We start from the raw sequence: 12,930 nt of genomic DNA, 5'->3' as shown, positions 1-12,930 counted from the left end.
GATGGATCGCTTTCCTGGCTCATCCCAACCCACGTGGCCTTTGGTAGGGGTCACCACTAGGAGAGGAGGCGCCATGCCCATCATTACTCTTCCTGACGGCAGTCAGCGTTCTTTCGATAATCCCGTTTCCGTCGCTGAGGTGGCTCAATCAATTGGCGCAGGTCTCGCCAAGGCTACTCTGGCGGGCAAAGTAGACGGTCGATTGGTTGATGCTTGTGATCTGATCGAGCGCGACGCGAGCCTGCAGATCATCACGCCTAAGGATGAAGAGGGTCTGGAGATCATTCGTCACTCCTGTGCGCACCTGGTTGGGCATGCGGTCAAGCAGCTATATCCGTCTGCCAAGATGGTGATTGGGCCGGTGATCGCAGAGGGCTTTTATTACGATATCGCCTTCGAGCGGCCGTTTACGCCGGATGATATGGCTGCGATCGAGCAGCGAATGAAAGAACTGATCGATACTGAATACGACGTGATCAAAAAGGTCACGCCGCGTGCTGACGTGATCGAGGTATTCCGGTCGCGCGGTGAGGATTACAAGCTGCGCCTAGTCGAGGATATGCCGGACGAGCAGGCAATGGGGCTGTACTACCACGAAGAATATGTCGACATGTGCCGTGGCCCGCACGTGCCGAATACCCGGTTCCTCAAGTCCTTCAAGTTGACCAAGTTGTCTGGTGCCTATTGGCGTGGCGATGCGAAGAACGAGCAGCTGCAACGCATCTACGGTACCGCGTGGGCGGACAAGAAGCAGCTTGCCGCCTACATCCAGCGAATTGAAGAGGCCGAGAAGCGCGACCACCGCAAGATCGGCAAGCGCCTGGATCTGTTCCATACCCAAGAAGAAGCACCGGGGATGGTCTTCTGGCACCCGAATGGCTGGACTCTGTATCAGGTGCTCGAGCAGTACATGCGCGGCGTGCAGCGCGAAAATGGCTATCAGGAGATTCGGACTCCGCAGGTCGTTGATCGCAGCCTGTGGGAAAAGTCCGGACACTGGGCGAACTACGCCGAAAACATGTTCACGACCGAGTCGGAAAGTCGCGACTACGCGATCAAGCCGATGAACTGCCCTTGTCACGTGCAAGTTTATAACCAAGGGCTGAAAAGTTATCGCGAACTGCCACTTCGCCTTGCCGAATTCGGGGCGTGCCACCGCAACGAGCCTTCCGGTGCTTTGCACGGCATCATGCGAGTGCGTGGCTTTACTCAGGATGATGCGCATATCTTCTGTACAGAAGAGCAGATGCAGTCCGAGTCCGCTGCGTTTATCAAGCTGACCCAGGCGGTGTACGCGGATTTCGGTTTCGACAACATTGAATTGAAGCTGTCGACCCGGCCAGAAAAGCGAGTTGGCTCCGATGAGCTGTGGGATCGCGCCGAGGCGGCGCTCGCTGCTGCGCTGGATAGCGCTGGACTGCCTTATGACTTGCAGCCAGGTGAAGGCGCGTTCTACGGGCCGAAGATCGAGTTTTCGCTGAAGGATTGCCTGGGGCGCGTATGGCAGTGCGGAACGCTGCAGCTTGATTTCAATCTGCCGATTCGCCTGGGTGCCGAGTACGTCAGCGAGAATAATGACCGCCAGCATCCGGTCATGCTGCATCGTGCCATTCTTGGCTCGTTCGAGCGATTCATCGGAATTCTCATCGAGCATTACGAAGGCGCTTTCCCTGCCTGGCTGGCTCCAACTCAGGCCGTGGTGATGAATATCACCGACAAGCAGGCTGATTTCGCACTGGAAGTGGAGAAAACGCTTAACCAAAGCGGCTTCCGTGCCAAGTCCGACTTGAGAAACGAAAAGATCGGCTTTAAAATCCGCGAGCATACCTTGCTCAAGGTTCCCTATCTTCTGGTTATCGGAGACAGGGAAGTAGAGACACGAGCCGTTGCTGTGCGCACCCGTGAAGGCGTCGATCTGGGCTCCATGCCCCTGGATGACTTCGCGCAGCTGCTGACACAAGCGGTTTCCCGGCGTGGTCGCCAAGAATTGGAGTAATGACTATTAAGCGTGAAATGAGACAGGATAAACGAGCTGCACCCAAGGCCCCGATCAACGAGAATATCTCGGCTCGTGAGGTCCGTTTGATTGGTGCTGATGGCGAGCAGGTTGGCATCGTCTCGATTGATGAAGCGCTTCGTATAGCTGAAGAAGCCAAATTGGATCTGGTGGAGATTTCCGCCGATGCGGTTCCTCCCGTTTGCCGGATCATGGATTACGGCAAGCACCTGTTCGAGAAGAAGAAGCAGGTCGCTGCGGCGAAGAAGAACCAGAAGCAGATCCAGGTTAAAGAAGTAAAGTTTCGTCCAGGGACGGAAGAAGGGGACTACCAGGTCAAGCTACGCAACTTGGTACGTTTCCTGAGTGACGGGGACAGGGCCAAGGTTTCGTTGAGATTCCGCGGTCGTGAGATGGCGCATCAGGAGCTGGGGATGGAACTGTTGAAGCGGGTCGAAGGTGATCTGGCTGAATACGGTTCGGTCGAACAGCATCCAAAGATGGAAGGACGCCAGCTGATCATGGTCATCGCTCCCAAGAAGAAAAAGTAACCACCAGGGCACTGGCAGGCCTTGCGGTTATTTGAAATCACCCACACTGTGGAGTACCGAACATGCCAAAGATGAAGACTAAAAGTGGCGCTGCGAAGCGCTTCAAGAAGACGGCGAATGGCTACAAGCACAAACACGCTTTCAAGAGCCACATCCTGACCAAAATGTCTACCAAGCGTAAGCGTCAGCTGCGTGGTACATCTCTGATGCACCCGTCTGACAACGCAAAAGTAGAGCGCATGCTGCGCGTTCGTTAATTCGGTCAAGACTCAGAGGAATAACTCATGGCTCGTGTTAAGCGTGGCGTCGTCGCTCGTCGCCGTCACAAGAAAATTCTGAAACTCGCCAAAGGCTACTACGGCGCTCGTTCGCGTGTGTTCCGTGTTGCCAAGCAGGCGGTGATCAAGGCTGGCCAATATGCCTACCGTGACCGCCGTCAGCGGAAGCGTCAGTTCCGCGCTCTTTGGATCGCTCGTATCAACGCCGGCGCTCGTGTAAATGGTCTGTCCTACAGCCGTTTCATCGCTGGCCTGAAAAAAGCGGCTATCGAGATCGACCGTAAGGTTCTGGCCGAGTTGGCAGTGAACGAAAAAGCAGCTTTTGCTGCCATTGTCGAAAAAGCCAAAGCTTCTCTGGCCTAAGCCCATCGACAATCGAATCTTCGGATTCGTAGCGTCACCGATAGGGGAAGAGCCTTGTGCTCTTCCCCTATTTCGTATCTGAAGGGGCATTTGCAAAAATGCACCTCGCGTACAGCCTGAGTGCTGATCGTCTGGTGCGGTTCTGCAAGAACCTCTGGAGGTTGTACATGGAAAACCTGGATGCACTGGTCTCGCAAGCGCTTGAGGCGGTGCAACATAGTCAAGACATCAACGCCCTGGAGCAAATCCGGGTTCAGTATCTCGGCAAGAAAGGCGAGCTGACCCAAGTCATGCAGACGCTGGGCAAACTGTCTGCGGATGAGCGCCCCAAGGCCGGTGCGCTCATCAATGCGGCGAAGAGCCGCGTTCAGGATGAGTTGAATGCCAAGAAGGCGGATCTTGAGCAAGCTGCGCTGAGCGCCAAGCTCGCCGCCGAGCGGATCGATGTGACATTGCCAGGACGGGGAGAGGCCTCCGGTGGACTGCATCCGGTGACGCGAACACTCGAGCGGATCGAACAGTTCTTCAGCCACATCGGCTATAGCGTTGCCGAGGGCCCTGAGGTCGAAGACGACTACCATAACTTCGAAGCGCTCAATATCCCCGGCCATCATCCAGCCCGGGCGATGCACGACACCTTCTATTTCAACGCCAACATGCTGTTGCGTACCCATACCTCGCCGGTTCAGGTGCGCACGATGGAGTCGCAGCAGCCGCCTATCCGCATTGTTTGTCCGGGGCGTGTTTACCGATGCGACTCGGATATCACCCATTCGCCTATGTTTCATCAGGTCGAAGGCTTGCTCGTCGATGAGGGCATTAGCTTTGCGGATCTGAAGGGCACAATCGAGCAGTTCTTACGGGTGTTCTTCGAAAAGCCGCTGGGCGTCCGTTTCCGGCCCTCGTTCTTTCCGTTCACCGAGCCGTCGGCCGAAGTGGACATGCAGTGCGTCATGTGCAGCGGAAAGGGATGTCGCGTCTGCAAACAGACCGGTTGGCTCGAGGTGATGGGCTGCGGCATGGTGCATCCGAATGTGCTGCGCATGTCCGGTATCGATCCGGAGAAATATCAGGGTTTCGCTTTCGGTATGGGAGCCGAGCGGCTTGCCATGCTGCGTTATGGCGTCAACGACTTACGCCTGTTCTTCGATAACGACCTGAGGTTCCTGGCGCAATTCCGCTAGGCCAGAGTCCAGTCAAAGAAATACTAGGAGAGCAGGATGAAATTCAGCGAGCAGTGGTTGCGTACGTGGGTCAATCCGCAAGTTTCCCGTGAGGAACTGGTAGCGCGGCTGTCGATGGTAGGCCTCGAAGTGGATGCGGTCACCCCCGTGGCTGGTGAGTTCAGTGGCGTTATCGTGGGCGAGGTGCTGAGCACCGAGCAACATCCGGATGCGGACAAGCTGCGCGTCTGCCAGGTCAGCAACGGCAGCGAAACCTTTCAGGTAGTCTGTGGTGCGCCCAATGTGCGCCAGGGGCTGAAGATTCCTTTTGCGCTGATCGGCGCGCAGCTGCCGGGCGACTTCAAGATCAAGAAAGCGAAGCTTCGCGGCGTCGAATCCAACGGCATGCTCTGCTCGGAAACCGAGTTGCAGGTTGGTACAGACGACAGTGGACTGATGGAGCTGGCTGGTGATGCCCCCGTTGGTAGCGATCTTCGAGTGTATCTCGGCCTGGATGATGCGAGCATCGAGATAGGCTTGACGCCAAACCGTGGCGACTGCCTCTCTATCGCGGGGCTTGCGCGTGAGGTAGGCGCCATCTACGGCGCGAAGGTCGCTCCAGTCGATATCGTTCCGGTGGCTGCGAGCCACGATGAGGTACGTCCCGTAGAGGTGTTGGCGCCCACAGCTTGTCCGCGCTACCTCGGACGCGTGATTCGTAATGTGGACCTGTCGCGACCCACTCCGCTGTGGATGGTCGAGCGGTTGCGTCGTTCCGATATCCGCAGTATTGATGCGGTGGTAGATGTCACCAACTACGTGATGCTTGAACTTGGGCAGCCGCTGCACGCATTCGACCTAGCCGAGATTCAAGGAGGGATCAGGGTTCGGATGGCTGAGGATCAGGAGAAACTCGTCCTGCTTGATGGGCAGGAAGTGACTCTGCGCAGCGATACCTTGGTCATCGCCGACCACCAGCGTGCCCTCGCGATTGCTGGGGTCATGGGGGGTGAGCACAGCGGTGTGAGTGCCGCGACACAGGATCTGTTCCTGGAGAGTGCCTTCTTCGACACCATTGCCCTTGCCGGCAAGGCGCGCTCCTATGGTCTACATACCGACGCCTCGCATCGCTACGAGCGAGGGGTTGATTCCCAGCTGGCCCGTAGGGCCATGGAGCGGGCTACTGTGCTGCTGCTGGAGATAGTCGGCGGCAGCGCCGGGCCCGTAATCGAAGTCGCTAGCGAAGCCGATCTCCCCCGCGTTGCACCGGTTCTGTTGCGCAAGGATCGGATAGAACAGATGCTGGGGTTAAGCATGGCGGGCGATCAGGTCGTCTCGCTATTGTCAGCGCTGGGTCTGGGTGTTGCTGAGCTGGGAGATGAGTCTTGGGAAGTCAGCGTGCCCAGCCACCGATTCGATATCAGCCTCGAAGTAGATCTGATCGAGGAATTGGGCCGTCTGTATGGTTACGACCGCTTACCGGTGCGTTATCCCCAGGCACGTCTGGCCCCCGAAGCCAACCCTGAATCCCGAGCCGAGTTGCCCGCTCTGCGTCGCTTGCTGGTTGCCCGTGGCTACCAGGAAGCGATCACCTACAGCTTCATCGATCCGAAAATGTTCGAGCTGTTTAGCCCTGGTGTCGAGCCGCTGCAATTGGCCAACCCGATTTCCTCGGACATGGCGGCGATGCGCGCGACGCTATGGCCAGGGTTGATCAAGGCATTGCAATACAACCTGAACCGGCAACAGACGCGGGTGCGTCTGTTCGAGAGCGGCCTACGTTTTGTCGGTCAGCTTGGCGAGTTGAAGCAGGAGCCGATGTTGGCAGGTGTCATCACCGGCAGCCGTTTGCCGGAGGGTTGGGGCAACGATAGAGCCGCAGCTGACTTCTATGACATGAAAGCCGACGTAGAAGCCTTACTCGGGTATGCCGGTGACTCTGTCTCCTATCGCTTTTCCGCCGCCGAGCATCCTGCTTTACATCCTGGACAGACTGCTCGAATCGAGCGGGAAGGGCGTCTGGTCGGCTATATCGGAAGTCTTCATCCTGAACTGGCCGCCACGCTGGGTATCGATCAGCCCGTCTATCTGTTCGAGCTGCTGGTCGCAGAAATCAGCGAGGGCCGGCTACCGCGTTTCAGTGAGCTATCCCGCTTCCCTGAAGTGCGTCGCGACCTGGCGATTCTGGTGGCACGTGAAGTTCCGGCTGACGATGTGTTGCTATGCATTCGTAGGGCCGCAGGCGAGAACCTGACAGACCTCAAGCTATTTGATGTCTATCAGGGTAAAGGTATTGATCCTCTTAGCAAAAGTGTGGCAGTCGGCTTGACCTGGCAACACCCTTCGCGCACTCTAAACGACGATGAGGTGAGTGGTGCGATGCAGCAAATCCTCTCCTCCCTGGAAGAAAGGTTCAACGCCACGTTAAGGAAATAGCGTATGGGGGCTCTGACGAAAGCTGAAATGGCGGAACGTCTATATGAAGAGCTAGGCTTGAATAAGCGCGAGGCCAAGGAACTGGTCGAACTGTTTTTCGAGGAAATTCGACAGGCGCTCGAGCATAACGAGCAGGTGAAGTTGTCCGGTTTCGGCAACTTCGATCTGCGCGATAAGCGACAGCGCCCTGGGCGCAACCCGAAAACCGGTGAGGAAATCCCGATCACGGCGCGTCGTGTCGTGACATTCCGGCCAGGGCAAAAACTAAAAGCCAGAGTCGAAGCCTATGCTGGAACCAAGTCATAACGACGAATTGCCAACGATACCTGGCAAACGCTACTTCACCATCGGTGAGGTCAGTGAGCTGTGTGCGGTCAAACCGCATGTGCTGCGTTATTGGGAGCAGGAGTTTCCGCAACTCAATCCTGTGAAGCGTCGCGGTAATCGGCGCTATTACCAGCGGCAGGACGTGCTAATGATCCGGCAGATTCGGTCATTGCTATATGAGCAAGGCTTCACGATCGGCGGCGCTCGGCAGCGGATGTCCGGTGACGAGGCTCGTGAGGACACAACGCAGTACAAGCAACTGATCCGACAAATGATCACCGAGCTTGAAGATGTGCTTCAGGTGCTCAAGAACTAACTACTTGGCATAAAAAACTTTCACATATTCAGTCGCTTAATGTATAGTTCGATCCGCTTCCAGCCGAGCTGAAAGCATCGTCGGGGCGTAGCGCAGCCTGGTAGCGCACTTGCATGGGGTGCAAGGGGTCGAGTGTTCGAATCACTCCGTCCCGACCAAATAGATCAACGACTTAGGCCGGTGCGAAAGCACCGGCCTTTTTCGTTGCGGGACTTTTGCGGGATTTTTTCATCCTGCCTTCCTCCTCAGTATCGTCAGCGCCGGTCCTCTCGAATCCGTTGCCGATATCTTGTTGGCCTCATCGATCAGCTTGCCCAGCTCGGCCGCCGAGTAGTGGCTGGTGATGCTGCCGTTCTTGTGCCCCAGCAGGACCTTTCTGTCTTCCTCCGTCACGCCTGCGGCGCGAAGCCTGCGGCCGAACGTATGCTTGAGATCATGCACGCGGATCGACGCAAAACCCGCCGGTGCCGTTCGCTTGAAGCGCTGCTCGTACATCGCGGCCGCCCGTTTCCTTGCCTTTCGCCACGCCGAGTCGTTCATGCGGTGCATTGGGGTGGCGTTGAAATCCTTGTCGGGCTGGCCATAGGGAAACACCCATAACGGGTCCAGTCCTCGCTGCCCCTCGATGACCGACTTGGCGACCCGGTTCAGCACGATCAGACGCTCGTCGCCATTCTTCACGCCCGCGTTATCGTGTCGCCCGCCGAAATCGGCAGGAATGAGGAAAACGCTGGTTCCGAGCTCCGGTACCGGGATTTCCCAATCCCAGCGCAGCTTGACCACTTCCTGTTCCCGCGAGCCGCTGTTGACCTTGTAGAGCGCCATCCTCTTCAGGTGATCGGGCAGCTCTGCAAACAGCAGGCTCTGTTCCTCCCACGACAGCGGATGGGGCTGACGCGTCGAGCGCCTGAGGTCCAGCCGCGTAATCATCGGGACGGTATCGAGCCAGGGACGCCTCGCTTCATCACGCCATTTACGGGCGCAGAGATTCAGGATCCGTATGACTCGCTCCAGCGCGATGTTTATGGTCCGCGGCGCCACGCTTCTGCCTTTTTCGGGCGATCCGCGCAGGCGACCGGCGAGCCTATCCTTCACGTAGGGTGCGAGCGCCTCGTCGTCGATGTGGTCGACCGGTCGATCACCAATGTAGGGATCGAGCTGCTCGAGATACAACGCCGTCAGTCCTATGGATGGCTGCTCCTTGTACTCCACCAGATAGCGCGTAGCCGCCTCACGCCATGTTCTTACCCGCCGAACACCGTAGATGTGCTGTTGCCTCAGCTGCTCCAGGCGATGGATCAGGTACTGTTCCGCCTCCTTCCGATCGTCTGATCCAGTGCTTTCATAAAGGCGCTGACCTCTGAAGATCTTGTCGATGTGCCAGATACCGTTCCGTAGGTACAGGCCCGTGATTTGTTTTTTCGCCATGGTTGTCCTCCACGGCGCCTACTGCAGGGCTGATCTTCCCTCTGCTCGCCGCTCTTTTCAATGCTGGCTTCGGCAATATAGGCGTCTGCCCAGGCGTCGAGCTCGAGACGATCGAAGCCAATGCCCTGGAGGCCGATGGGAAACTCCCGGATGAAGGGGCGTACGGTCCTGTTGAACTCGCTGCGACACATGCCCAGGTACGCAGGGGCTGCATTGGCTCGCAGAATCCGAGGGGGAAGGGGCGTTAGCGTGGGGCTGCTGGAATTTGCCATGACGTTGGGCACCGGTTGCTCGAAACGACAGGGTGCCGTTGGCACCATCGGCTAGATGCTGGGCGTTACGCTGTATGCGCTCAACCGGCTCGGGCATGTTGGAGCGTACCCGGTAGGAGACGCGGTGCTGACTGGCTGGAGGTAGAGGTGAGGAACGACGAGCGGATTAGTAGAGAGGCGCTGTACGAGCTGGTCTGGTGCGAACCCATGCTCAGGGTCGCCGAGCGCTATAGGGTATCGTCCAGCTTCATGGCACGGGTTTGCCAATGCATGGGGGTACCGCGACCGCCGCGCGGGCACTGGGCGAAGCTCAGTCACGGCAAACCCAGCCCGCAGCCGCCGTTGCCGGCGCTGGGACCTGGAATGCGCGAGTCGTGGCGGCGTGGCGAGCGAGTCGATATCAATGCTCCTCGTTCATTGCCAAAGGCGCCCGCGCGGGCGCGTCGACTCAAGGCCGTGGTTCGCAACGGTTCCGGACCTCACCCGGTGCTCGCTGGTGTCAAGGAGGTGTTCGGGCAAGCGCAAGAAATCGACCAGGGTTTTCTCAAGCCCTCCAAGCGCCGCCTCGCCGATCTCGTAGTGACCCGCCCGATGCTCGACGAGGGAATTGCGCTGCTCGATGAACTGTTTCGACGGTTCGAGCAGAAAGGGCATCCGGTCAGCTTGTCACCCGGGGACAGGACCTACCATCGAGTCGGGGTGGACGTACGCGAAAAGCCCGGCAAGACGGCCGAGCACCGCTATCCCTCGTTGTGGGCACCATCGAAGCCAACCGTCGTTTTCATTGGGACTGTTGCCATTGGCCTGACGCTGTTCGAGCTGACGGAAACGAAGGAGGCGCGTTACATCGACGGTGAGTACCTGCCGCTTGAGCAGGCCGAGCGACACCGGCCCCGGCACGGATGGCCGCACTGGTCCTGGACGACCCAGCATGTCTTCGCGACGGGACGGTTCTGTTTGCAGGCCTATTCTCCCTATCCGCTGGCCGACTGGTCCGAAAGTTGGCGCGAGCGCAAGCCCGGCGACTTGCGAAAGCGCCTCGACGTCATCGTTCGCGAAGTGCGCGCAGCGGCGCCCGTGGTGGCGCAACGGGTGGAGAAGGTGGAACTTGCCGAGCAAATCCGGCGCCGCGAGCAAGAAGCGCAATGGCAGCGTTATTTGGAAGAGCGGGAGCGGCAATGGCGTGAGAAGGCCAGGCAGGACGCACGGGATGAGCTCTTACAGATCATTGCCAGTTGGGGCGAAGCGCAGCGTATTCACTCATTCTTTGCAGCGGCAAAGGCGCAAGCGCGACAGCGAAACGATGATGCACGCGATGTGCTTCTCGAGCGGCTGGACAGCGCTCGCTCATTGATCGGCGAGCCGGATCCTCTGGCAGCGCTGCTTGACTGGAAAACGCCTGAAGAGCGATAGGTGCGCGTCGTGCAGCGCTTGTGGCTGAACTGGCGTCGACTCGGGCCGTCGAGGCTTATGTCGGCACTATAGTACCTGTTATTGTTCGGTTTCGGCTTGTTTAGGTATTTTAATACTGACTAATCGGCATGGTTGCGGTATATTCGGAACTACAGTACCGGTTATACGATTGGGCAGGCTATGGTTGGAGAACTCACGATCCAGACCCATGTCGAGGGACGCTGGCGAGATGCATTGGCGCTCTCGATCACCGACATCCGACACGTGGGGGAGGCGAGATGCACAATGTCCTACCTGCAGCCGTATCTAGTCGACTTCATCGGAGAACTGGACTCGCTTCTCGAACCGGCCATCAGCGTTAACCTGCCGGTCAACTGGAATCTGGTCGAGGCCAAGGGCTATCCGGCCTTCGTCTACGACCTGATGCCAGCCGGGGCCGCTCGAAGATCGCTGGAAAAGCGCTTCGGCGGTGAGAAGCCCGACGGAGTCGATCTCGATTTCTTTCTGCTAAGCCGCTGTACGTCTTCGTCGATCGGTCATCTGCGCGTGAAAGAGTCTTTCGAGCACGTAGACCAGACGCGCCGGGAAGCTTTTCCTCGTCGCGATGTCGTGGACAGGACCAACGATTTTCTCGAATACGCCTACGAGTCGGGGGCTGCGCTGGGCGGCGCTACCGGTGCACAGGGCGAGGCGCCGAAGCTGCTGATGGTCGAAGGCGTAGACGGGGCGCTGTATGCAGACGCGATGCTATCAGACGATCTGGCCAGACGACATTGGCTGGTTAAGTTCGCCCGCAACCAGGTAACCGAGCGGGACAAGAATATCCTCCGCTCCGAATATCACTACTACCGGGCGGTCTCGGCCCTTGGCTTGAACACGGTCTCGACCGACGGCCTCGTGCTCGAGGAAGCCGAGAAGCCTAGCCTGTGGATGCCACGCTTCGATCGTCGAGTCGATCAAGGTGGGGTCGAGAGAATCCCGGTCGAGTCGATTTACTCGATCTGCGGAAATACCGTCCCAGGATCAAGTATGAACCATGAGGATGTGCTGGGCCGGCTGATAGGGCTGTGGACATCCAACGACCAGGTTGGCGAGCTCGAGGAGCTTGTCTTCGAGTATCTGCAGCGCGATCTGTTGAATCGGATCCTCGGCAACTCCGACAACCACGGCCGCAACATGGCGATTTTTCGGTATCGCGGCAGATTCGAGCTGGCGCCCGTGTATGACCTTGCACCGATGGTGCTGGACCCCGGGGGCGTGACGCGGGTGACCAAGTGGCGGCCAGAGCACATGGGGAGCCCGGACTGGAGAGCGATCTGCGACTATTTCCGCGCCATTACCGATCCGGCTACGCTGTTCGAGCGCCTCCGCTGGGCCGCGCAAAGATTCAGAGCGTTGCCTGATCTGTTGGTCGATTTGCCCGCGGAGGTGCGCCAAGCCCAGGCCGTTCCCTTGAACAGCCTGGACACGCGCCTGGCGGAATGGGGGTTGAGATGAGCACGCCCAATAACGAGCAACGCAAGCGGATTATCGACGACATCATGCAGGGCCATGCGTTGGGAAGGGAGACGCTTGGGACCTCGATCCGCCGATTGCGCCTCGAGGTGACCGGTTTCGACCAGGCCACTTTCGCCACGATGTGCAACCTGTCTACCAAAGCCCTGTACCAGATAGAGACCGATAAAGGTAACCCGACCCTCGGCACTATCGAGACGATCCTGAGGAAATTCGGGCTTCGCCTGGGGCTCGCAGCGGGCATACCCGCCTCGTCAGTTTCTCTGAGTGAGCCGCAGTCCGATGTGGCCCGCCCGGCCCGCGGAGCCAACCCGCGCCGCAAACACGTCGAACAGCGAGCAGGGGCTACGGCCGCTCCGCTCGACAAGGGCGGCGAGCGAAGATAGGCGGACTAGCGCCGGGGCTGGTCTGTCGGCAGCTCGAGTCTTCCTCGTATCGGCTCGACTTTCATCGCCAGCCATGTAGCGCTGCGGAACGCGGCCGATATGGGCGCAGCGGGGTACAAAGTGTCTGCAGCCATGGCTTCCATTAATATTCGTATCTACGACGAGTTAAAAACCCGGGCTTATCACGAGCTGGAAAAGTTCGGCGTCACGCCTTCTGAGCTGTTACGCCAAACCCTGCAGTATGTGGCCGAGCGCGGGCAGCTGCCATTTCGTCCAGTGCTGATGACCGAGGAAGATGAAGCGTTGATCGCCTCCGTTCGTGAGCGTCTTGAAGCTCCCCAGCGCGTGAAGGCAGCGCTGGATGACCTATAGCTTGGTGTTTGACGCGGGCGTATTAAAGAATGGAATGAAGTGATATTCGATGTTCATGTCGGTTCATGATCGGCCACCAAGCGCTACCAAGAGTGAGACGAGGACCCGCTGAGA

13 protein-coding genes and 1 tRNA gene are annotated in these 12,930 nt (G+C 58.3%); 13 read left to right on the top strand and 1 reads right to left on the bottom strand.

Annotation, left to right across the window (positions count from 1 at the left end):
• Positions 1-73: 73 nt before the first annotated feature.
• The 9 genes from thrS to ACL0K2_RS04395 all read left to right on the top strand — a co-directional run bounded on the left by thrS (position 74) and on the right by ACL0K2_RS04395 (position 7,588).
• Positions 74-1,996 carry a threonine--tRNA ligase gene (thrS, locus tag ACL0K2_RS04435; protein ID WP_413043895.1) on the top strand — a complete coding sequence of 641 codons (1,923 nt, stop codon included), beginning with the start codon at positions 74-76 and terminating at the stop codon, positions 1,994-1,996.
• Positions 1,996-2,547 carry a translation initiation factor IF-3 gene (gene infC / locus ACL0K2_RS04430; RefSeq protein ID WP_019339385.1) on the top strand — a complete coding sequence of 184 codons (552 nt, stop codon included), beginning with the start codon at positions 1,996-1,998 and terminating at the stop codon, positions 2,545-2,547. The genes thrS and infC overlap by 1 nt, the downstream gene beginning before the upstream one ends.
• Positions 2,548-2,609: 62 nt before the next feature.
• A complete protein-coding gene (gene rpmI, locus ACL0K2_RS04425; RefSeq protein ID WP_019339386.1) occupies positions 2,610-2,804 on the top strand; it encodes a 50S ribosomal protein L35 in 195 nt (64 codons plus the stop codon).
• Between the two features lie 27 nt (positions 2,805-2,831).
• The gene (gene rplT / locus ACL0K2_RS04420; RefSeq protein ID WP_019339387.1) at positions 2,832-3,188 is read left to right on the top strand and encodes a 50S ribosomal protein L20; all 357 of its coding nucleotides are present in this window, start codon (positions 2,832-2,834) and stop codon (positions 3,186-3,188) included.
• A gap of 167 nt (positions 3,189-3,355) precedes the next feature.
• Entirely contained in the window at positions 3,356-4,372 is a 1,017-nt protein-coding gene (gene pheS / locus ACL0K2_RS04415; RefSeq protein WP_073303920.1) for a phenylalanine--tRNA ligase subunit alpha, read from the top strand.
• A 36-nt stretch (positions 4,373-4,408) separates the two neighbouring features.
• Entirely contained in the window at positions 4,409-6,787 is a 2,379-nt protein-coding gene (gene pheT / locus ACL0K2_RS04410; protein WP_239610565.1) for a phenylalanine--tRNA ligase subunit beta, read from the top strand.
• A 3-nt stretch (positions 6,788-6,790) separates the two neighbouring features.
• Entirely contained in the window at positions 6,791-7,093 is a 303-nt protein-coding gene (ihfA, locus tag ACL0K2_RS04405) for an integration host factor subunit alpha (protein ID WP_003282572.1), read from the top strand.
• Positions 7,074-7,430, top strand: coding sequence for a MerR family transcriptional regulator (locus ACL0K2_RS04400; RefSeq protein WP_025242142.1), 357 nt, complete (start codon positions 7,074-7,076; stop codon positions 7,428-7,430). The genes ihfA and ACL0K2_RS04400 overlap by 20 nt, the downstream gene beginning before the upstream one ends.
• An 81-nt stretch (positions 7,431-7,511) precedes the next feature.
• Positions 7,512-7,588: transfer RNA gene (locus ACL0K2_RS04395), tRNA-Pro, on the top strand.
• A gap of 70 nt (positions 7,589-7,658) precedes the next feature.
• Here the strand turns inward: ACL0K2_RS04395 and ACL0K2_RS04390 are convergent.
• On the bottom strand, positions 7,659-8,858 hold the full coding sequence (locus tag ACL0K2_RS04390) for a tyrosine-type recombinase/integrase (protein ID WP_413043894.1): 1,200 nt from the start codon (positions 8,856-8,858) through the stop codon (positions 7,659-7,661).
• Between the two features lie 419 nt (positions 8,859-9,277).
• On the opposite strand from ACL0K2_RS04390, the gene ACL0K2_RS04385 reads away from it, so the two are divergent.
• The 4 genes from ACL0K2_RS04385 to ACL0K2_RS04370 all read left to right on the top strand — a co-directional run bounded on the left by ACL0K2_RS04385 (position 9,278) and on the right by ACL0K2_RS04370 (position 12,816).
• Complete coding sequence (locus ACL0K2_RS04385; RefSeq protein ID WP_413043893.1) at positions 9,278-10,543, top strand: hypothetical protein; 1,266 nt, start codon at positions 9,278-9,280, stop codon at positions 10,541-10,543.
• A 180-nt stretch (positions 10,544-10,723) separates the two neighbouring features.
• On the top strand, positions 10,724-12,040 hold the full coding sequence (locus ACL0K2_RS04380; protein WP_413043892.1) for a type II toxin-antitoxin system HipA family toxin: 1,317 nt from the start codon (positions 10,724-10,726) through the stop codon (positions 12,038-12,040).
• Positions 12,037-12,444: a helix-turn-helix domain-containing protein gene (locus ACL0K2_RS04375; RefSeq protein ID WP_413043891.1), complete on the top strand. Its 408-nt coding sequence runs from the start codon at positions 12,037-12,039 to the stop codon at positions 12,442-12,444. The genes ACL0K2_RS04380 and ACL0K2_RS04375 overlap by 4 nt, the downstream gene beginning before the upstream one ends.
• 132 nt (positions 12,445-12,576) lie before the next feature.
• Positions 12,577-12,816: a type II toxin-antitoxin system RelB/DinJ family antitoxin gene (locus ACL0K2_RS04370; protein WP_413043890.1), complete on the top strand. Its 240-nt coding sequence runs from the start codon at positions 12,577-12,579 to the stop codon at positions 12,814-12,816.
• Positions 12,817-12,930 lie beyond the last annotated feature (114 nt).

The organism is Pseudomonas sp. YJ42, assembly GCF_047225135.1.
GTDB lineage: Bacteria > Pseudomonadota > Gammaproteobacteria > Pseudomonadales > Pseudomonadaceae > Stutzerimonas > Stutzerimonas stutzeri_E.
The sequence above is the reverse complement of the archived record's forward strand: the minus strand, read 5'-3'. Positions and strand labels throughout refer to the sequence as shown.